Origin of the sequence: Bradyrhizobium sp. ARR65 (genome assembly GCF_000472385.1) — a bacterium.
GTDB lineage: Bacteria > Pseudomonadota > Alphaproteobacteria > Rhizobiales > Xanthobacteraceae > Bradyrhizobium.
On record NZ_AWZU01000011.1, the window covers coordinates 34,228 to 55,161 of the forward strand.

Annotated in this window: 20 protein-coding genes; 10 read left to right on the top strand and 10 right to left on the bottom strand. The window is 63.4% G+C overall.

Annotated features, from left to right (window positions below; genetic code table 11):
* Positions 1-344 precede the first annotated feature (344 nt).
* Positions 345-1,280: an NAD(P)/FAD-dependent oxidoreductase gene (locus F758_RS0114615; protein ID WP_024508548.1), complete on the top strand. Its 936-nt coding sequence runs from the start codon at positions 345-347 to the stop codon at positions 1,278-1,280.
* A 5-nt stretch (positions 1,281-1,285) separates the two neighbouring features.
* Here F758_RS0114615 and F758_RS43980 read toward each other — a convergent pair whose 3' ends face one another.
* The 3 genes from F758_RS43980 to F758_RS0114635 form a co-directional block, all read right to left on the bottom strand.
* Positions 1,286-1,681, bottom strand: coding sequence for a response regulator (locus tag F758_RS43980; protein WP_024508549.1), 396 nt, complete (start codon positions 1,679-1,681; stop codon positions 1,286-1,288).
* A 32-nt stretch (positions 1,682-1,713) separates the two neighbouring features.
* Entirely contained in the window at positions 1,714-2,163 is a 450-nt protein-coding gene (locus F758_RS43985; RefSeq protein WP_024508550.1) for a response regulator, read from the bottom strand.
* Positions 2,164-2,673: 510 nt separating this feature from the next.
* Positions 2,674-3,084: a response regulator gene (locus tag F758_RS0114635; protein WP_024508551.1), complete on the bottom strand. Its 411-nt coding sequence runs from the start codon at positions 3,082-3,084 to the stop codon at positions 2,674-2,676.
* A gap of 128 nt (positions 3,085-3,212) precedes the next feature.
* On the opposite strand from F758_RS0114635, the gene F758_RS0114640 reads away from it, so the two are divergent.
* The 9 genes from F758_RS0114640 (at position 3,213) to F758_RS49585 (ending at position 11,131) form a co-directional block, all read left to right on the top strand.
* On the top strand, positions 3,213-4,214 hold the full coding sequence (locus F758_RS0114640) for a chemotaxis protein CheB (protein WP_024508552.1): 1,002 nt from the start codon (positions 3,213-3,215) through the stop codon (positions 4,212-4,214).
* Between the two features lie 70 nt (positions 4,215-4,284).
* Entirely contained in the window at positions 4,285-4,488 is a 204-nt protein-coding gene (locus F758_RS0114645; protein WP_245286499.1) for a hypothetical protein, read from the top strand.
* Between the two features lie 368 nt (positions 4,489-4,856).
* Entirely contained in the window at positions 4,857-8,024 is a 3,168-nt protein-coding gene (locus F758_RS0114650) for a CheR family methyltransferase (protein WP_024508554.1), read from the top strand.
* Positions 8,024-8,764 carry a Crp/Fnr family transcriptional regulator gene (locus tag F758_RS0114655; RefSeq protein ID WP_024508555.1) on the top strand — a complete coding sequence of 247 codons (741 nt, stop codon included), beginning with the start codon at positions 8,024-8,026 and terminating at the stop codon, positions 8,762-8,764. Before F758_RS0114650 ends, F758_RS0114655 begins: the two co-directional genes overlap by 1 nt.
* Positions 8,765-8,908: 144 nt before the next feature.
* On the top strand, positions 8,909-9,208 hold the full coding sequence (locus F758_RS0114660; protein ID WP_245286500.1) for a hypothetical protein: 300 nt from the start codon (positions 8,909-8,911) through the stop codon (positions 9,206-9,208).
* Between the two features lie 3 nt (positions 9,209-9,211).
* Positions 9,212-9,709 carry a DUF3147 family protein gene (locus tag F758_RS0114665; protein WP_024508557.1) on the top strand — a complete coding sequence of 166 codons (498 nt, stop codon included), beginning with the start codon at positions 9,212-9,214 and terminating at the stop codon, positions 9,707-9,709.
* 144 nt (positions 9,710-9,853) lie between these two features.
* Complete coding sequence (locus tag F758_RS0114670; RefSeq protein ID WP_024508558.1) at positions 9,854-10,351, top strand: YciE/YciF ferroxidase family protein; 498 nt, start codon at positions 9,854-9,856, stop codon at positions 10,349-10,351.
* A 221-nt stretch (positions 10,352-10,572) separates the two neighbouring features.
* Positions 10,573-10,920, top strand: coding sequence for a hypothetical protein (locus F758_RS0114675; RefSeq protein ID WP_024508559.1), 348 nt, complete (start codon positions 10,573-10,575; stop codon positions 10,918-10,920).
* Positions 10,921-10,933: 13 nt separating this feature from the next.
* Positions 10,934-11,131 (top strand): hypothetical protein, encoded by a 198-nt coding sequence (locus F758_RS49585; protein WP_157450020.1) that lies wholly within the window; start codon positions 10,934-10,936, stop codon positions 11,129-11,131.
* A gap of 411 nt (positions 11,132-11,542) precedes the next feature.
* Here the strand turns inward: F758_RS49585 and F758_RS0114685 are convergent, their stop codons facing one another.
* From F758_RS0114685 to F758_RS43995, 7 genes are all read right to left on the bottom strand, one after another.
* Positions 11,543-12,796, bottom strand: a complete 1,254-nt coding sequence (locus tag F758_RS0114685; protein WP_024508561.1) for an arsenic transporter — start codon at positions 12,794-12,796, stop codon at positions 11,543-11,545.
* A 31-nt stretch (positions 12,797-12,827) separates the two neighbouring features.
* Positions 12,828-14,114, bottom strand: a complete 1,287-nt coding sequence (locus tag F758_RS0114690; RefSeq protein WP_024508562.1) for an MFS transporter — start codon at positions 14,112-14,114, stop codon at positions 12,828-12,830.
* A 47-nt stretch (positions 14,115-14,161) separates the two neighbouring features.
* Positions 14,162-14,794 carry a hypothetical protein gene (locus F758_RS0114695; RefSeq protein WP_024508563.1) on the bottom strand — a complete coding sequence of 211 codons (633 nt, stop codon included), beginning with the start codon at positions 14,792-14,794 and terminating at the stop codon, positions 14,162-14,164.
* 112 nt (positions 14,795-14,906) lie between these two features.
* Positions 14,907-16,274 carry a sigma-54-dependent transcriptional regulator gene (locus F758_RS0114700; protein WP_024508564.1) on the bottom strand — a complete coding sequence of 456 codons (1,368 nt, stop codon included), beginning with the start codon at positions 16,272-16,274 and terminating at the stop codon, positions 14,907-14,909.
* The gene (locus F758_RS0114705; RefSeq protein ID WP_024508565.1) at positions 16,259-17,713 is read right to left on the bottom strand and encodes a sensor histidine kinase; all 1,455 of its coding nucleotides are present in this window, start codon (positions 17,711-17,713) and stop codon (positions 16,259-16,261) included. The genes F758_RS0114700 and F758_RS0114705 overlap by 16 nt, the downstream gene beginning before the upstream one ends.
* Before the next feature lie 50 nt (positions 17,714-17,763).
* Positions 17,764-20,229: a hybrid sensor histidine kinase/response regulator gene (locus tag F758_RS43990; protein WP_035722025.1), complete on the bottom strand. Its 2,466-nt coding sequence runs from the start codon at positions 20,227-20,229 to the stop codon at positions 17,764-17,766.
* Between the two features lie 54 nt (positions 20,230-20,283).
* Entirely contained in the window at positions 20,284-20,847 is a 564-nt protein-coding gene (locus tag F758_RS43995; protein WP_035722027.1) for a phosphatase PAP2 family protein, read from the bottom strand.
* Positions 20,848-20,934 lie beyond the last annotated feature (87 nt).

Genomic DNA, 20,934 nt, shown 5'->3' on the forward strand with positions numbered 1-20,934 from the left:
CCAGAACCAGCTCGTAGCGCTGGCCGATCTCTTCCAGCGCCATGTGAGGCGCGGCGTTTGCATTGCCGGGGAAAGTAGTGAAGCTGGTACATCGGTTGGCTTCGCGGCGATTGAGTTGACGAGCGGAGACTTAAAAGCGCGGGAGCCCGGCTGCAACGCGCGACATCCGTCGATCCTGGCCAAAGCTCCGCCGATCCTGGCCATTCCCGTATTGCGCCGACTCCCACGGCTTGGTCGCCGCAATCAGCGCCGGATGTGAACCTTCCGCCGGTGGTGCGGCTTAACCGATCAGGCGCGCGACAGGCGGCGCCGCACGTGCATCCGTCGAGGATAAGGTTTCACAAGTGACAGGATCCAAAACGCATGCCGAGGTCTTGATCATCGGCGGAGGACCAGCCGGGCTGATGGCGGCAATCTACCTGGCGCGCTTCCGCCGGCAGGTGAGCATTGTCGACGATGGTGCGAGCCGGGCGGCGCTGATCCCGCGCAGCCATAATCTGCCGGGATTTCCAGACGGCATTCCGGGCCGCGAATTGCTGTCGCGCATGGAGCAGCAGGTGAGGCGTCTCGGCGTGCGGATCGTCCGCGCCTCCGTCACCTCACTGGAGAAGGCGGAGACAGCGTTCCTTGCCCGCCATGCCGGTGGCGAGCTTTGGGCCGACCGGGTGATCCTGGCCACCGGCATTATCGACAAGCAGACCCCTTTGCCTGATTGGGTTCAGGCCGTACAGCAGGGTCTCCTGAGATATTGCCCGATCTGCGATGCCTTCGAAGCTATCGACAGACGGATCGCCATTATCGGCCCGTTGGACCATGCGGCGGGGAAGGCGTTGTTCATGCGCGTCTACAGCGCCGATATCACGTTGATACCGGTCGACGGCAGCCGCGATGAAACAGCGTTGCAGCGGTTGGCGAAGGCCGGGGTACGAGTGACTGCGCCCTTGCACCGCCTCGACAGGAGCGAACGTGCGATCGAAGCCGTGCTCGCCGACCGCTCGCGCGAACGGTTCGAGGTCGTCTACCCGGCGATGGGGGCCGACGTCCGCTCCGAGCTGGCGCTTCAGCTTGGTGCTGATCACACCTGCGACGGCTTCCTGAATGTGGATGCGAAACAACGGAGCAGTGTCGATCGGCTCTACGGGATCGGCGATGTCGTCACCGACCTGCACCAGATCTCGGTCGCGTTCGGCCACGCCGCTGTTGCAGCTTGCGCCATTCATAACTCATTGCCGATGCGACATGCACGGCTCGTTCAAAGCAACGGGCTATGCTCGTCCTGATGCGTTTACTGCTTCCGCTTCGCGAGCGCCTGCTGGATTCGATGCAGGAGGACATTCGGCGATTCCGATGCTGTCGCGGCGGACCCGCGCCTGCATAGTCGCGAAGCGGCTTCGGCGGCACGTTGGGCAGTGCCGGTCAGCAAGATCGGCAGCCCTGCTCGATTGTGCCTCAGCCATTGCGAAAGCCCGAAACCGTCGCCCGCGATCTCTATATTGCTGATCACCGCCTCGATACCGGGATGGTTGCGCTTGAGGATGGTGATCGCCTCGTATGCGCTGATGGCCTCCGCGACCTTATAGCCGCAGTCGCGCAGATATTGCGCCAGGTGGATGCGCAGGAGCACGTCGTCCTCCGCAAGCAGTACCCACTGTCCATCCGGTCGTTCATGCCTGACTTCCATGCCGGCCAAACGGCGCCCGGCGCCGGGCGTTCCTATCGCATGGTGGATTTGATCGTGCGCACCACCACGCGCGGATCGTACGGTTTCTGAAAGAAGCCTTCGTGGGGCGCAGTGTCGAGCGGGGGAGCCAAGCTTGAGGTCAGAAAGACCGGCAGCCCGGGAAATTCCTCATGCACTGCCTTGGCAAGCTTTACCCCGTCCAGCGAACCGGGCATGCGGACATCGCTCAAGACGGTCGAAACGGGCGTACCGCTATGCAGTACGTCGAGCGCTTCATCCGCAGTCCCGCATTCGATGACTTGCAAGTCGGATCTACGAAGTTCCTCGGCAATCATCATGCGTAAGAGAACCTCGTCCTCGACTACCATCACGGCTGGACGGGTCTCGGAGGGGGCGGATCGCTGTCTGGTGTTCACGTTCGACCATGCGTTCAAGAGCTTAGACGTGCGATCAACCTGCCAGTTGCTGCGCCGTTCCCGCATCCGGAAAGAAAGCAATGTCGCGCCTGGTTGCGGGTGAAACGAGCCTTGTAAAATTTCCGAGGGTAAGCCGACCTACGTGGGTGTTTCGGCGATGGCCTGCGCTGGACTAACGCTGAAGCGGTAAGACGTGGCCTTTGCTGCTGGCGGGCACGCGAGCCATGTTCGGAACCTGTGTTCCGTCGGAGAAACCTTGGTTCTCATGCGCAAGGCGCGCAAAATCTTTTTCGTAAGAGTCACAAATGAGACAGACGCGCGGCGAGAGGCGCGACAGCCTGTGACTTTCAATTGGGTGGGTGCAAATGGATTGGGTTGAACGATCTTTCCTCGTCGTCGCCATGACGGGGTTCATAGTCCTGGTTGCCGCGGTGGCGTGGATGCAGCTTGCCCCGTTCTAACGAGAGGAACAGCGCGAAGAAGCCCGGGGATCAGGACGGGTGTGACCGCGCCGCGCATGTGTCTTGATGCGGGCCTATCGACAACAGCGCTCTTGAGTGCCGCATCGTCCTGCCGCTAGGCTGCTCCGCCCTGGAGGATCATTCCCACCAATGAGCGGCTCATCGCGGGCAGATCCAGTGGCTTTTCGAACACGGGCACGTCCTGGAACTCGGGAGAGAGCGAGGCCTTTTCGTATCCCGTCGTGAACACGAATGGCACGTTGCGGGCCTTTAGCTCGCGCGCCAACGGAAAGATCATCGAGCTTCTGATGTTGATGTCGAGCAGTGCGGCGTCGATGACCGTGCAGGCACTCAGAACGCGCTGCGCCTCTTCGATTTCGCCGAGCGGGCCGATGACTTCGGCGCCAAGCGAGGCGAGTTCACGGGTGATGTCGTCGGCTATGAAATATTCATCCTCGATGACCAGCACCCGTCGTCCGATCAACGGTGCGCGCGCAGCCGGCGCGGTCGTGCCGATTGACGACATCTGGCGCTCCAATTCTCGAGTCAGCCGAAAACAGATTAGGAACATCCACCCGTTGCGGGGGCTTCTTGGAGAACGACCTAGCGCTACTTGGGTTCCAACGGCCTACGATTTGCAGGCGAGTAAGTGCCTTGGCCAACCGCGATATCATCGTCATAGGGGGGTCGGCTGGAGCGACAGCGCCCCTGAAGCATATTCTCGGTCGGCTTCAGCCCGACTTGCCGGCGGCGGTGTTTGTTGTGCTGCACATTCCGGCTCGGGGAATTGGCATTCTCCGTACCGTCGCTGCAGCGGCCGGCCAATTGCCGGTTAGAGAGGCCGAAAACGGACTGCAAATCGAGAACGGCCATATCTATCTCGCTGCGCCGGACCATCATCTCCTGCTTGTCGATGGTCGTATGATGCTTGGACGCGGACCGCGCGAGAACATGGTTCGCCCGGCCATCGATCCCTTGTTTCGCTCGGCAGCCCTTCATTACGGTCCAAGGGTGATCGGCGTGGTGTTGAGCGGGCTGCTCTCGGACGGGGCCGCCGGTCTCAATGCCATCAAGCGCTGCGGTGGGATGGCGCTGGTGCAGGATCCCTCGGACGCGACAGCGGATGAAATGCCGCGGCGGGCGCTGGAGACGACGATGGTCGATCTCTGCGTTCCGGGAGCACGGCTTGGCGATGTCCTCTCCGACCTGGTTCGCGAGCAGGCCGGCACGCCGTTGCCGATCCCGCCCGAGATCAGGCTAGAGGTGGAAATCGCCGCCGGCGAGCGCATCGACAGCGAGGGGATCGAGCAGATCGCCGATCCGGCACCGCTGACATGCCCGAGTTGCGGCGGCGTGCTGTCTACGCTGAAAGCGGGCAGCCCGCTGCGTTTTCGCTGCCAGGTCGGTCACGCCTATACCGCCGAGGCGCTGGCGAAGGATCAGGAAAACCGCGTCGATGAGGCTCTGCGCGTCGCTTTGCGCATCATCGAGGAGCGAGCCGAACTCGTCCACCGCATGGCGGAAGACGGCCGCCGGAGCGGGCGGCTTGCGGTGGCGCAGATGTACGATGCCAGGGCCGCCGAATACCGTGGATACGCCGACATGATCCGACGCGTTATGCTACAATCGCTCGATCCGAAGCCCTCCAACGATTAGGCGCGGGGCCCAAATGCCGGAACCAAACGCAGCGGAGAGGGCTCGGGAGATCGAGGTGGAGCGACGGACGTTGCTCAAGGCGCAGGCGGATATCCTGAAGGGCTGGGAGCGGCTCCGCAATCAGCAAGACCTGGTGACGTCGCTGCGAGCCTCCGGCCAGAACAGCGCACAGGCGGAACGGCTGTTGGAGCTGTTCAAACGCACCCTGGTCGAGTGGGAGCGTCACCGTGCGCTCATCGAACAGCGGATCGCGTATCTTCACCACGCGGGGTAATTCATCTTGCCTTCCGCAGTTCCGCGATCCATTCCAGCGGCAGGTTCCTGCCGCCCAACCTGTCTCACGATTGTGGAAAGGGCGGGCGCAGCTGCCCTCCACCAGCCAGCTCGTCCGGCTGCATCCGGAGACCGGGTCAATGCTTCAGCCATGAAGAAAATAGTCTAGACGCGGCATGGTAAGAGGTGCTGCTCTAGACCAAACGCCATCATGGACCGATGTCTTCCGAACGCCGTTAGCTGCTTCAACGATCCTGCACGCAACGGTGGCGGGCGGTCCATGCCGACACCCCTGTTCCGCCGACAGGTTTGTTCGGCTAACCTTGCAAGCCTTTCCAATGGTGGATTTTTTCAATCAAATGGGCGCCGATGAGCAACGGTGTTGAAACGCAAACCGGAGACGGCCAAAAGACGCGCAAGCCACTCATCATTGGCGTCGGCGCGTCAGCCAGCGCTAAGGACAGCATTGAGGCGTTCTTCTCCAGGCTCGCGCTGGGTCCTGACCAGGCCGTTGTGCTCGTCTTGCAGCATCGGGAGGCCCTCGATCCCGCGTGGCTTCGGGAGCGGCTGGGGCACCTCGACGGGGTCAAAGTGATCGAAGCGAGCAACGGAGCGCAGATCGAGGGCCGGGCCGTCTATCTCTGTCCCGTCAATATGATCACCACGCTGCAAGGTGACAAATTCGTCGTCCGCGAGGCCGAGCAGGCGCCCGGGGAACGCGCAACCATCGACAGTTTTCTGGTCTCTCTCGCCGAAGATCGGGCAGAGCATTCGATCGGCGTCATCCTGGCCGGGACGGGTGGTGACGGCACGCTGGGCGCTGCGACATTGAAGGACCACGGCGGGCTGGCTATCGCAGAGCGGACCTCGCAGGCGAGCGCCGATCATCTCGCGGAACTCAACACGCCCGCTGCAATTGCCGATTTCGTGCTCGCGTCCGAGAAGATTCCCGAGCACATCCAGATCTATGCCCGGCACCTGCGCCGGATCGAGCAAAGGCAGGGTTTTGACGAAGTCCTTGCCGCCGCCTCCGCTTCGCTGACGCGCATCGCCAACATCTTGCGCAACAAGACCGGCAACGATTTTCACGGCTACAAGCAGAACACCTTCCTGCGGCGGGTGCAGCGGCGGATGCAGGTCGTGCAGATCGAGGACATAGCGGCTTATGTCGACTTTCTGCGCAGCGACAAGGACGAAGTCCAGCATCTCTTCAACGATCTGTTGATCGGCGTCACCGAATTCTTCCGCGACAAGCGCGAATTCGAAGTGCTGGAAACCCAGGTGATCCCGAAGATCTTCGAGGACAAGTCCGCGGGCCAGCAGGTGCGGATCTGGGTGCTCGGCTGCGCGACGGGCGAGGAGGCCTATTCGATCGCGATTCTGCTGCGCGAGCACATGGCGAAGCTGGAAGCGCCGCCGCAGGCGCAGATCTTTGCCACAGATATCGACGGACGCGCGCTCGCGACCGCCCGTGTCGGGCGCTATCGCACGAATATCGAGCACGACATGTCGCCCGAAAGGCTCGCGCGCTGGTTCGTGCGCGAAGGCGACACCTATTGCGTCGTCAAGGAATTGCGCGAGATGTGCATCTTCTCGCAGCACAACATCATCAAGGACGCGCCGTTCTCCAAGCTTGATCTCGTCTCCTGCCGCAATCTCTTGATCTATTTGAACTCCGAGCTGCAGAATCGCGTGATTCCGCTGTTTCATTTCGCGCTGCTGCCCGGACGCTTCCTGTTTCTCGGCAATTCCGAGAACGTCACACGGCACCCGAAACTGTTCGCGCCGGTCGACCGCCGCGCGCGCATTTTCCGGAAGCTCGAAACGGATGTACGGCTACCGCCTGAGTTTCCGATCACGACGACGGCGGGGCGGGTGCCTGTCGAGGTGCCGCCGGTGCGGAGTTACGGCCCGGATGTGAGCCTCGAGCGGCGCGCCCAGCGCATCGCGGAGCGATACGCGCCGGCCTATGTCATCACCGACGACCATTTCCAGATCCTGCACTTTTCCGGCCGGGCAGGCCGCTACATCGAGCCGACCGCGGGCGCCGCAACGCTCGAGCTGCTCAATCTCGTCCATCGCGATCTGCGACTCGAACTGCGCACCGCACTGAGCCGCGCGCGCGAAACCAACGATACCGCCCATGCCGAGCAGGTCCCGCTTGGTGTGAACGGGCACACCGTGTTGGTCGACATCACGGTCGAGCCTGTTCAGGAGGGAGCCGAAACGCATCGCCATTTCGTGGTGCTGTTCAAAGACGGACCGGTCCGCGGCACGAACCGCCCGAACAGCAACGGCAATGCGCTGGTCCGCAGCGAGCATGTCGAGCGGTTGGAAAACGAGCTCCGCGCCACGCGCGAGCGCCTGCAGGCCACCATCGAAGAGCTCGAGAGCACCAATGAGGAGCTGAAATCCTCAAACGAGGAATACCAGTCGCTGAACGAGGAACTGCAATCGGCCAACGAGGAGCTGGAGACCTCGCGGGAAGAGCTGCAATCGGTCAACGAGGAGCTTACGACCGTTAACGGCGAGCTGGCGCATCGGGTGCAGGAATTGACCCGCGCCACCAGCGACCTGAAGAATTTCCTGGAGAGCACCCAGATCGGAACCGTGTTCCTCGACAACGACATGCGGGTGATGAATTTCACGCCGGCCATTACCCAGGTGTTGCACCTGGTGGAAACCGACATTGGCCGCCCGGTCTCGCATATCAAGGCGAAAATACCGATCGAGGAGCTTTACGACGACGTCCGCCGCGTGCTGAGGACGCTGGCGAGCGCCGAGCGCGAGCTCACCGCGCCCGACAGCGGCACGCGCTATATCGTGCGGATTTTACCGTATCGCAGCATTGACAATTTCATCGCAGGCGTCGTCATCACCTTCATCGACGTGACCGCCGTCGCCCGCGCCGAAGAGCGGCAACGGCTTCTGCTCTCGGAGCTCCAGCACCGGGTGCGCAATACGCTCGGGGTGGTGCGCTCGATCGCCCGTCGCTCGGCGCTGACCAGCGGCACGGTCGAGGAATATGCCGCCCATCTCGACGGGCGCTTGAACGCTTTCGCGCGCACGCAGGCCATGGTGACGCGCGACCCGGAGGGCGGCGTCGATCTCGAATATCTGGTGGCCGAGGAATTGATGGCCTACAATGCCCGGGAGGGCGAACAGGTGCGTATTTCCGGGCCAACGATACGCCTGCAGCCGAAATCGGCGGAGACCTTTGCGCTCGCGATTCACGAATTAGCGACCAACACGGTAAAATACGGCGCTCTGAGCCAGCCGTCGGGACGCATCGATATCACCTGGCGTATTGTGGAGGCCGGCAATCCGCCCGAACTGATCTTTCAATGGCACGAGCGGGGCGGGCCGCCCGTATCCCCGCCACAGCGAAAGGGCTTTGGGACCGAGATGTTGGAGCGGACGCTGGCGTTCGAGTTCAAGGCGAGGACCTCGCTGCAGTACGATCCATCCGGCGTCCGGTGCACGATCGAGATACCGCTCAGCCGCCGGGTTGTGCATAGCCCGGCGATGGAGAGCTAATGAGCCCGGCGCGCTTCGATGGAACGCAGACGCAGGTGGTATTGCGTCGGCTGGCCGCTTTCCGGCCATTGTCCGGGCCGGCGGCCACAGCCGTGGACAAGGCGGTGCGCGAGCGCATGCTGCGCCTGGGAGCGGGGCAGGACCTGATCTCCGAAGGTGATCGGCCCGACCGGATCCGCTTCATCCTGTCGGGATGGCTCGCTCGCTACAAGACGCTGGAGGACGGGCGACGACAGATCGTCAATTTCATTCTGCCCGGCGAGGTCTGCGATGCCTATTCCTATCTGCTGTCCCGCATCGACCATTCGATCGGCTCGCTCACGCCGGTGATCTATTCCGAAATCGAACGGGAGCGCTTTGAAGAATTGATCGCGAGCGACCGCACCTTAACGGAAGCCTTGTGGTGCGAATGGCTCGCCAACAACTCCATTCAGCGCGAATGGACGCTCAACATCGGCAGGCGGGTCGCTCTGGAGCGCGTCGCGCATTTGCTCTGCGAGATATTCGAGCGGCTGAAGGCCATCGGGCAGGTCGACGGCACGAGCTGCGCTTTTCCGATTACCCAGATGGATCTTGCCGACGCGACCGGCCTGTCGGTCGTGCATCTCAATCGCACGCTGCAGGAATTGCGGGCGGCCGGCCTGATCGTGCTGCGCGAGCGGATGCTGACAATCAACGATCTCGATGCGCTGAAAAATACCGGCCTGTTCAGCGCGGCTTACCTGCATCACGCGGGTTGACCTCTGTCCACGGGTCGAGCGTCCGTGACGCATTTATGACGGCCGGCCGGAACCGCGATTTCGGCGGGACGTTGAGCTTCAAAGCTTGTTCGGAGGGAACTCGCTTTGGAGTACGTCTTTCGCTTCCTGGTCGGTGGAGCTGTCGTGTCCGCTTTCGCTGTGCTCGGCGACATGTTGCGGCCGAAGAGCTTTGCCGGCCTGTTTGGCGCGGCGCCCTCGATTGCGCTTGCGACGTTGGCGCTAGCGTTCTGGAAAGATGGCGCAGGCTATGCCGCGATCGAGGGGCGCTCGATGGCGCTCGGGGCAGTCGCGCTTGCGGCGTATAGTTTTGCGGTCTGCCAGCTCCTGATGCGCTGGCGCCGGTCGGCGCTCGCGGCGACGCTGACGTCCGCAGTCGTCTGGTTCGGCGTGGCCTTTGCGCTCAAGCTCGCCTTGCTGGGGTAGGCGATGCCCGTTCATCTCAAGCCGCAGGGTTTGCAGGAGAGCCGCTGGTACGAGCACGTCGTGCGTTTCGGGCTCGGCGGGCTCGCCACGGTGCTGGCCGGTATCGTGGCGAAAATCGATGGGCCTGCCACGGGCGGCCTGTTTCTCGCCTTTCCGGCCATCTTTTGCGCCAGCGCCACACTGATCGAAAAGCATGAGCGTAAGCGCAAGGAGAAAAAAGGCCTCGCTGGCCGCCGGCGAGGGCAGGAGGCGGCCGCGCTCGATTCCGCGGGCGCCGGCTGGGGCAGCATCGCGCTTGCCGTCTTCGGGCTCGTCGTATGGCTCCTGGCGCGCCAAGGGGCCGTGCTCACGCTCTTCGTGGCTTGCGTCGCCTGGCTCGTTGTTGCCGTCTCGGCGTGGTGGCTGCGGCGCCTGCTGCGCCACACCCGGCGGAACGGGGCCGCCCGGCAGCTCGGTGTTGCCAGCGACCGCAAGTTGCCGGACAGCAAAGCGCGCGGATGAAGTAGATCGAGAGCGGATGCGATTTCAACAGCAGATCGATCCGACCAAAATTCGAAGCACTGCCGGAATACTGGCCTGCGCGCGTCCTGACCGGAACTTTCCATGCAAGCCTCGGTTGTCTCGCGCAGAGGAAGGGAGTGCGCGATGGCCCAGAAAGAGAAAGACCTTAACGAACTATTCTTGGATACGCTGAAGGATATCTACTACGCCGAGAAACAGATCCTGAGGGCGCTGCCGAAGATGGCTAAGGCCGCCCATTCGGAGGATCTGCAGGCGGCCTTCGAGAAGCACCACGACGAAACCGAACAGCATGTCGAGCGACTGGAGGAGGTGTTTGAGCTGATCGGGAAACCCGCACGCGGCAAGAAGTGCGAGGCAATCGAGGGCATTATCGAGGAAGGCAAGGAGGTGATGGAGGAATATGCCGACACGCCTGCGCTCGACGCCGGCCTGCTCGCCGCGGCCCAAGCGGTCGAGCATTACGAGATCTCGCGCTATGGCACGCTGAAGTCCTGGGCGGCCAAGCTCGACTTGAAGGATGCCGTGAAGCTGCTTGATCAGACCCTGTCGGAGGAAAAGAAGACGGACGCCACGCTGACCAAGATCGCGGAGGAGGCGGTCAATTACGAGGCGGCCGCTTGACGACCCGACCGCGCTACAGCGACCCTCGCCGGGAGGCATATTGCGCCGCCGCGACGAATTTTTCAGCGCGATCTTGAAACCTTTTGGCCTCGTTCCAATTTTGTTGTGGCCGCCCGCAAGCCGGCTTTGCGGGCACCTCTTCTATCCGACTTCGCTCTTGGAGACGTCCCGCGCGGGGTGCGCGGGGGTTTAGGTCAACTGGTCAATGATTGGAGGAAAACATGCGGCCGACCACCGCGTCCGATGGCAATGTGTTCAACTTCAACGCGCTGCTGCATCCCGGTACCGTGTTCGACCATCCGCGAGATGTGGTGTCACATCCCACGCTGAGCCTCGCCGAGAAGCGCGCCATTTTGTCGTCGTGGGTCTCAGACGCTTCCGCCATCGCTTCGTGCCCCGCGTTGCGCGAGCCAAGCGCGCTTAAGGCGCCGGTGACGGTCGATGAGATCCTGGAAGCGCTGTCCGAACTTGATGATGGTCCGCGCGATCCGGGCGGCGGCAAGCCTCAGCATCCGCCGGGCGGTAAACCCAACCGCCTGCAATCTGTGAGCCGAGCGCTCGCAGCCTGAACGGGAGGAAAGCATGTATGAGACAAAACTGCCGCTGCACGTGCTGGACGCCGTCGAGCGTCGCTGGGCGGCCAAGCTGCAACAGGAAGTGTCGGCGTGGAAAGACAGTCGCGTGCGAGGCGGCCCAGTCCGACGCCCCCCTGATAAGAAGCTTGAGCGGGTCAGGCCGCAGCGTTCGCCCGCGGGAGTGACCATCGTGGGGTCGCAATGACCCGCACATCCGGCCAGAAGCGTTGTCCAAAATGCGGCAAGCCAATGGTGCTGGCTCTGGTGCCGGGCGGCAAAGGCGAGCGTATGCCGCAATGCTTGGACTGTGACGGCCCCGATCCGCTCAAATCGGGCGAAGCCGAAGGATGGGTCAAAAGCCCCTTGCGGCCACCGGCCGAGTGAGGTGGGATCATGATCCGGTTAGATGGAATCGGACGATGACTGAGGTCTTGTTTGAGCGGACTCCGCCGTCCTTGCGAGCCAACGGGTCCGCGCGAAGCGCGGTTGGGCTCGGCGAAGCAATACAAACTTTCTCCGTGGATGCAATCTGGACTGCTTAGTCGCTTCCCTTCTCGCTCCGATACAACTTAATCAGTCGATGCGCTAACCTGACTCTTCGGGTCCGGATCATGCGTCAGCGGATTGCTGCCGCGAGCGCCGCGATCAGAGCGGGCGGGGTGACGAGCACGCCGATCTGCAGGAAGCGCCAGGCGGTCACGCGGATACGCTCCCGCCGCAATGCGACCAGCCACAGGATGGTCGCAAGCGATCCGGTGACGGACAGGTTCGGCCCGAGATCGACCCCGATCAGCATGGCGCTGACCACTTTCGACGGAAGATGATCGCTTGCGGCGACCGAGCCGGCTACCAGTCCGACCGGAAGGTTGTTGGCGATGTTGGTGGCCATTGCGGTGACGAGCCCTGTGCCCCACGCGGTCTGTCTTGCGGATATCTCGACCGCGTCATGCAGGAAGGCGTTGAGCTGGCCGATCGCACCGGTCCTGGCCAGCGCTTCCACGATGACAAACAGGCCTGCGACCAGCGGCAGGACGCCCCAGGAAATGCCTTTCATCACCGGCCAGGGCGACTGCCGGCTTAACGCGAGCACGGCGGTCGCGGTAAGCACACCGCAGATGAAAGTCGGCAAGCCCAGTTGCACATCGAGCGCGGAGGCCGTCACCAGCACCGCGCCGATGGCGGCAATCCCGATCGCCGTCAATCTGCCGCCGCGGCCGAGCTTCGGTTTGGGCACACTGATCTCGAGTTTTTCCTCCGCCAAGGAGCGGGCCTGGGTCAGCCGAAGCACGACATAGGTGACGACGATCGAAGCGACGGACGGCAGGGCGAACTCGCGCAGCCATTCGATAAGATGCGGCATGCGTGCGCCGAACACGACGAGATTGGCGGGATTGGAGATCGGCAGCACGAAGCTCGCCGCATTGGCGATGAAGGCGCAGATAAAGAGATAGGGCAGGGGACTTGCGCCGGCGGCGCGGGTCGCCGCATAGACCGCTGGCGTCAGCACGATGGCGGTGGCGTCGTTGGACAACAGCACGGTCACGAGAATGCCGACCGCATAGACCAGCAGGAACAGCCGCCGGGGTGAACCGCGTGCATGGTCGACGGCAAAGGCCGCGAGGTAATTGAACAGGCCCTCACAGCGTGCGAGTTCGGCCGTCAGCATCATGCCGATCAGGAAGAAATAGACGTCGAGGCCCTTGCCCACGCCGCGGAGCGCATCGCCCCACGGCAGCAGCCCCAGCAGCACCAGCGCGACCGCGCCCGCAACCGCCCAGATCGCTTCCGGCAGGTGGAAGGGCCTAACGATGACGCCCGCGGTCGCCAGGATGATGATGCTCCAGGCCAAAAGCACGTCATGCGGCGTCATTCTCGCGTCGTCTCCTGCAAGTTGCGAACAATCATTCGGCAGCGATAGCGGATGCGGGCAGCTCTGTCTGCCCCAATCGGCATGCGTCTTCGTCGGACCTCTCGCGCGTTTCCGGCAGCAGCAGCCAGCACACGGCAAAGCCGACCGCCGCCACCGCGCCAAGGGTGAGAAACGCCGCGCTGTAGCCGGCCTTGACCGCCACCACGCCCGCAAGCGCGGTGGAGAGCGCGGCCCCGATGCTCTGTGCCGTGATGATCGCGCCTTGCGCGACGTTGAAGCGTCCGGTGTTACGCGTGAGATCCGCCACGATGACGGGAAAAATCGCGCCGAAAATGCCGGCGCCGATACCGTCGAGCAGTTGCACGCCGACGAGCCACGCCCTGTCATCGGATAGGGTGTAAAGCGCCCCGCGTAGAGGGAGGATCAGGAGCGCGGCGAGGAACAAGCGCTTGTGGCCCCATCTGTCGGCGCGCGCACCCACCAGCATCGCCATCGGCACCATCACGATTTGCGCGGCGACGATGCAGGCCGACATCAGGCTGGTGCCGAGATTCTTGTCCTGCAGCGCCAGCTTCTGTCCGACCAGCGGCAGCATCGCCGCGTTCGAGAGATGGAACAGCGTCACGCAGACGGCGAAGATCAGGAGCGGGCGGCAGGTCAGGAGAATGCTCAACCCCGAGGGCTCTCCCTTTGCGCCGCTGACCTTGCTTCCATGTTCATTCAGGCCGCGCGCGAGATCGTGGTCGATTGCGCTTTCCGGGATCGCGAGCACGCTGACGAAGCTGGCGAGGGAATTGAAGGCGAGCAGGCAGAATACGACCTGCGGACCGAACACATAGGCGGCTCCTCCTGCGAGGGCTGCCGTGGTCGCGTTGCCGGCATGATTGAAGCTCTCATTGCGACCGATCCGCGCGGTGAAGGCGTGGGTGCCGACCACGCCGAGCGACACCGCAGCCAGCGCAGGCGGGAGGATCACGCCGGCCGCGTGGGCAATGCCTTGCGAGATCGCGACCGGCCAGAAGTTCGGAAACGACGGCAACAGCAGGCAGGCACCGGTGAGGATCAGGGCCGCGGCGACCATCACCAGACGCTTTGCGCGTGTCGCATCCACCAGCGCGCCGGCCGGCGTCTGCGCGATAATGCCGGCGACGGTCGCAATCGACATCACGAGGCCGATGTGTGCCTCGTCCCATTTCTGCTCGGTCAAGAGATATATCGCAAGATACGGACCCAGCCCGTCACGCACATCGGCGAGAAAGAAATTGGCGGCATCGAGGGCGCAGGTCGCACGCCGTTTGGTGACGGAATCGGCTGCCATGTTGAAACCTCGCGCCCTCGACGGATCAGTTATGATGAGCGCCTGCCTCAGGCGTGCGCGCCGTGATCGTGCTTGTGGCCGTGCTTTTCATCATGTTTGGGCTTGGGCTTCGGCTTTTCGGCCGTGATCGGCCGAAGCTCGCTCAAGGCGGCGCCGATTTCCTTGGCGTGGATGATGCGCCCGTGTTTGGTTTCCGCGCCATCACCGCTGACCGCCACGCTCGCGCCCGGCGCGAGAAGCCCGGCTACCTCGTTGGCCTCCTTCGGCCCGATGCGGATGACCGTGCCATCGGCAAGAAGCGCGCCGCGAAGCTCGCCCTTGGGGCCGAACAGCGACAGTCGTACCGCGCTTGCAGCCGACATCTTCTTTTTCTCGAGCTTGGGCGGCTCGCGGTCATGATCCGGTCCGCGATCGATGATCTCTGTGGCATCCGGCGCGGTAACCGCGACGGCCGCGAGCAGGGCTGCGCCCCGCGGCCGCACGCCACGGACTCTGACCGCGTCACCCGGCTTCACATGGGACACGAGTTCGGTCTCCAGATGTGGGGGCGTGTGAACGAGCGTGAGCGCTTCGTTCGCGCCGGTCATGACGAAGCCGTCGATCTCGCCGTGCGGATTGAGCACGAAGCGTTCGATTACGCCTTTCACCTCGGGCAGGCAGTTGGGGTCGATCCAATGCATGACTTTCCTCTTTTCGAAGCGGCGACGACGTCGCCGATACAAGCGGTTCAGCAACTGCTGTGCCAGAGAGAAGGTATTTGTTTTTCAAGGGGTTAGCCGCGGGCGAGGCGGCTCAATCGTCGTCTTTCCCGACGGCGGGCGTCGGATTTGCTGACGCTTCGCTCCCTACAAGGCCGTAGCGCTGCATTTTTGTGTAGAGAAGCTGGCGGTTGATATTGAGGCGTCGCGCCGCTTCGGTGCGATTGCCGCCGCAAGCGTCCAGCGCCTTGCGGATCATTGCTTCCTCGAGTTTGGCCACCGCCGCCGGCAGATCGCTCTCGGGTAACGCGGTCGAAACCGGCTGATGATCCGCAGCGCTGGTGTCGAGATCATCGACTTCGATGACGTGACCCCTGGTCAGCACGCAGGCCCGTTCGATGACGTTGCGGAGTTGCCTGACATTGCCCGGCCAACTGTGATGCGTGAGCTTGTCGATCGCGGCCGGACTAAGCTGCTTGATCGGCTGTCCGGGCGAGGCGGATAGCGCGAGAAAGTGCTCGGCGAGCGGTACGATGTCGGATGCGCGTTCGCGCAAGGGCGGGATGGCGACGGGAACGACGTTGAGACGGTAATAAAGATCTTCGCGAAACGCTCCTTGCGCCACCAGCCTTGCCAGATCGCGGTGTGTCGCCGCGACGATGCGGGCCGTGGTCCGGATCGGCTTGCCGCCGACCGGCGTGATCATCCGCTCCTGGAGCACGCGCAGGATTTTTGCCTGCGTCGCGAGCTTCATGTCACCGATCTCGTCCAGAAACAGCGTGCCATTTTCGGCGTCGCGGAACGCGCCCGAGCGGTCGCTGGTCGCACCGGTGAACGAGCCCTTTACGTGGCCGAATAGCTCGCTTTCCAAGAGGTCCTCGGGAATGGCGGCGCAATTGACCGCGATGAACGGGCCGTTCTTGCGCGCGCTATGTACATGCAGCGCGCGCGCCACCAGCTCCTTTCCGGTGCCGGTCTCGCCCAGAATGAGAACCGTGGACTGGCTGTCGGCGGCAAGTCCGATCTGCTTCTGCACCCGTCGCATGCCTTCGCTCAGGCCGATCAGCGCATCAAGAGTGGTTTTGCCGGCGATCGCCGCTGCGCGCCGTCGCGAAGGCAGGCGCTCCAGGAGCTGCTTCAGCTCCTCGCGTCCGATCGGCTTGGTGAGGTGATCGAATGCGCCGAGCCGCATCGCTTCGATCGTGTTCTCCGCACTGGCAAAGGCGGTCAACACCACGACCGCAGGCGGGGCCTCGCGCGATCGGATCCGCCTGAGCACCTCGATGCCGTCCATGCCCGGCATGTTGACGTCGAGCAGCACGGCATCCACTTCGTCGGAGAGCGCGGCCAGACCCTCGCGGCCCGAGGAGGCCGTTTGCACTTCGTGGCCGAGATCGCTCAGCGTCTCCGCGAGTCCCTCGCGCAAGGCTGCATCGTCGTCGATGATCAGGACGTTCGCCATGGCACCTCGATCTCGAAACATGCGCCGGATGCTGTCGGCGCAAGCCGTGCTTCTCCGCGGTGAGCGCCCGCGATTTCCCGCACGATCGCCAGTCCGAGACCAGTCCCATCGGCCCGCGCGGTCGCAAACGGTTCGAACAGGCGCTCGCGGATGTCTTCGCTGACGCCGGGGCCGGTGTCGGTGACCCGCAACACCAGTTTATCGCCGCGATGGAGCGCGTCGATAGTGATGCGACCACCGGATTGGGTGTTCTGGATCGCGTTGAGGATTAAGTTATCGAGAGTCCGCTGCATCTGGAAGGGATCGAAGCGGGGTAGTGGATTGTCGGCATCCAAAGTTCCGGCCTGCAAGGTGACGCCCTTTGCCGTCGCGAGCTCCTGATGGGGTTCGATCGTGCCTTGGACGAAGGCGGCGAGCTCGATATCTTGCGGCTTGAGATCGCCTGCCTGAGTCATTTGCAGGAGATTGCGCAGCAATGCATCCAGCCGCGCGACCTGGGCAAGGATCGTTTGCAGCGCCGTGGTCTTGCGGCGGTCGTCCGAAGAGGCGAGTGCGTTTTCGGCCTTGAGCCGCATTGCGGCAATGGGATTTCGAATCTCATGGGCAAGGCCGGCGGACAACCGCCCGACCGCGGCCAGCCGTTCAGCCGTGGCGGCACGCCGGCGCTCCAGCGCAAGCCGTTCGCCGGTCTCATTCAGCGCGTCGACCAGCCGGTCGAGTTCCTGTTCATGCGTGTGCGGAAGCTTGGGCAGATCGACCGCGCCGCTGTCGCTCTTGCCAAGCGCCGCCTCCAACAGCGCGATCTTCCGTGACCAGGACACAAGCACGCGCGCGAGCCAGACGGCTGAACCGAAAATGGTCAGCGCGAGGACGATCAGCCCGGCCAGCAACTGCGTGTAGGCCGGACCCGCCGCGGAGAACACGCGCGTCATCGTCCAGGCGGTAGCGCCTTGCAACGGTCCGCGCAGTGGACAGGCATGCACGAGGAGAGTTTGCGAGCGCGACGGCTGTCGTAGCCCGGCCGGCTGCCCGGATCGCAGCGCTTCGGCGTTGATCTCGCGAATCGTGTTCAGCTCGGCCGCGGGAAGATCGGTCTTCGGGCCGGTGCCTTCATAGGACGGAAAGGCATAGGCGAGCGAGCCTGCGTCCGCCTGCCAGATGCCGCCTTCGACTCCAATGGCCGTCGCGAGAGCCGCCTGGACCAAGGCCGCAAGCTGTTGCTTGAGCTTGTCATCGATCGCCGGGCCGATCCGATCCGAAGTGGAGGCTTGATATCGGTCGGCGATGTCGCGGCAGGCCCGCGCCACCAGCTCCTCGGCGCGCGCGACGCGTGCATTTGCCGTCTGCTGAAAGGATTCGACGAGAAGGTAGGCCGTCGCCGCGCCGGAGATGACCAGCATGATCCACAGAGCCAGCAGTCGGGAGCGAAGGGAGGGCATTGCTGCTCTTGCGCCTCAGACATCCGCGTTCTGTTCCAGGGCGAGCGCTCTCAACGCACGGCCGCTATCTTGCCTGCCACGGCCTTGCGCAGGATGCGAGACAGCGCTTCGACAGAATAAGGCTTTTGAATCAGCTCGAATCCGCGATGGGCGTTCTCGGCCAGAACGTTACTGTAGCCGCTCGTCAGCACGACCGGCAATCCCGGATAACGATCGCGGATGGCGCCGGCGAGTTCGACGCCGTTCATCCCGGGCATGATGACGTCGGAGAACACGAGATCGACGGTGAACTCGTCTTCGGCAAGGATCCTCAGTGCCGTGGCCGCATTGTCAGCGCGGCTGACCGCATAGCCGAGATCCTCCAGAAGTTCGGTGGAGAAGCGCCCCACCTCTTCATTGTCCTCGACGACCAGCACGCGATAGCCGCGGCCGCTGGTTGCGGGCTCGTTGCCGAGGCCGGCGGTCTGCGCGGCGTCGGCTGGCGCCTCCGCCTGCGGCAGATAGATGGTGAAGGTTGCGCCTTGGCCCAGTGTGCTGGCAACTGCGATGTCCCCGTCGGACTGCTTGGCAAACCCGAAGGCCTGGCTGAGGCCGAGACCGGTGCCCTTGCCGACTTCCTTGGTGGTGAAGAACGGCTCGAAGATCGCGGTGAGATGGTCCGGCGCAATGCCGGCGCCGGTATCCTCAACCGAAATGGCGATGAAGTCGCCGTGACGCTGGGCCTGGCCGCGCAACGCCGGGATCAGCCCGACCGTACTGACCGCGATCTTCAGGTGGCCTTCGCCATCCATGGCGTCGCGGGCATTGACGGCGAGATTGATCAATGCCGTCTCGAACTGGGCGATGTCGGCGACAGCGAAGCTTTTGGCATCGGCGATTTCGGTCGTGATCTGAATGCGACTGCCCACCAGCGGACGAATGAGCTGGGCCACGTTTTCGACCTCGGTACCGACGTTGAAGAGCTGCGGCTTGAGCGGTTGGCGCCGGGCGAAGGCGAGCAATTGGGTGGTGAGCTTGGAAGCGCGCTCCACCGTCTCCGAAATCGCCTCGACATAGCGGCGGCGCCGTTCCTCCGGCAGATCGCGCCGGCGCAGGAAATCCGTGGCGGAGCGGATGATGGTGAGAAGATTGTTGAAGTCGTGGGCGACGCCGCCGGTCAATTGACCGATCGCCTCCATTTTTTGCGCCTGGCGCAGCACCTCTTCGCCCTGGCGGCGCTCGGTGGTGTCGACCGCTTCGGGCACGGCACCGGTGACGGCGCCATGCTGATCGAACACCGGCCGCATGGTGAAATCGAAATGGCGCTCGCCGATCGGCAGGCGCAGCGTCATCTCGGCGCGGATATCGTCGCCCTGCATCACCCTGGCAAAGGCATCGCGGATTGTTTCAGGTGCGCCTTCCGTCGCGGTGAACCAGGGTGTTTCCCAGAATGGCTTGCCGATCACGTCGGCGGTTGTGGCGCGAATGCCGGCAAGCGCGGTCCTGTTCGCGTAGAGCACAATGCCTTCGGGGCTCAGCAGGCCCTGATATTGATGGCTGCTCTCGAGGATAGCCCGCATCCTGGCTTCGTTGGCTTCGAGCTGCGCAGTGCGCTCCTTGATGCGCTGCTCCAGCGTCTCGTTCAGCCGCCGCAGCTCGATCTCGGCGTGCTTGGCGACCGTAACGTCATGCGCAACGCCGATGAAACCGATATGCTTGCCGGTCGGATCCCAGCGCGGCTGCGATTCCGAACGCAGCCAACGCCATTCGCCGTCGGCACGCCTGTAACGCGCCTCCAGCACGAACGGCTTGAGCGAGGATTCGCCGGCGACCTGTTCTTTCAGTATGCGCGGCAGATCATCCGGATGCAGGGCCTTGCGCCAGTCGTATTTGATCGCTTCTTCGTAAGGCAGGCCGAGAAAGTCGATATAGGCCTGGTTGGCGAAGGAACGCGTCCTGTCGAGCTTGGTGACCCAGATCGGCACCGGCGCGCTATTGGCGATGAGACGGAAGCGTTCCTCGCTTTCGCGCAAGGTCGCCTGCGCGAGCATGCGGTCCGTGATGTCGATATTGGCGCCAACGAGCCTGATCGCGCGCCCTTCGGCATCGCGCTCGATTTTGGCGACCACGCGAATCCACCTGACCTGGCGGTCATTCGGCCGCACGATGCGGTATTCCGCTGTGTAGTCCTCAGCCGTGCCCGCGATGGCCTCTAGAAAACGCCTTTCCGTCGCTGCGCGATCGTCAGGGTGGATGCGCTTGACCCAGTCCTGATAGGTCTCATTGGCCGCTTCCGGCGGCAGGCCGTGGATCAGGAGGTATTCGGGCGATCGCTGATTGCGAACGCCCTCGCGCAGGTCGCTTTCCAGCCCGCCGACGCGCGCGATGCGCTGAATGCGCGCCAATTCAGCCTCGCGCTCCTGCAGCGCGCGATGGGCTCTGTCGCGCTCGCGGGCAATTTCCTGCAAGTGCAGCCGCAACTTTTCGGCGGCGGCGGCTTCGGCCAGAATCTCTTTAGTGCTGTCCGCATTGCTCATGCGCTGTCCCCCGGAGGGGTAATAGTCACACAATTGCAGGCGCAGTTCTATCCGTCATGCTTCGGGTTTGGAACTGTACCCGGTCCAGAACCGGAGCAGCCTTTCGGTCAGCCCTCCAATGGCAAGCCCCGCCAGCACATCGCTCAGCCAGTGCGCGAGCAGCACCACCCGCGTCAGGACCAGGGCCGCGCCGATGCCCCATACCAGGTTACGTTGGCGCGGCGGCAGCTCGGTCGCGGCGGAGGCAAGCGCGCCGACATGAATGGCGTGGCCGGATGGAAAGGCGTCGAACGGTTTGCCGGAAAACGGGATGCCGTGAAGATGGCCGCGGATGATGCGCCGGTCGGGCCGCTCCTGGTCGAACACGCTCTTCAGAAGATGTGGCAGCACCGTCGCCACGGCAGTGGTTAACAACAGGTGATTGCTGCTCACCCGCGCGCGCTCGCCGCAGCCTCGCGCATACAGCCAAAAGCCCGCGGCGAGCGCGATCAGCACATGCTCGTCGGCGCCCCAGGACAGTGTTTCGGCAGCCTTTTCGTAAGCGGGGCTGGCGTGGCGCGAAATCGCCTTCGCGATTTCCTCGTCAGTCCGCGTCGGCCTCACTCGGTAAAGCGCCATCGGTGCAATCCATCAAAATGAGATACGCCAAACATAAGCCCCGCCGTCGCTCTGCCTGGGAGCGCCATCGGCGGGGCCTTCTTCTTG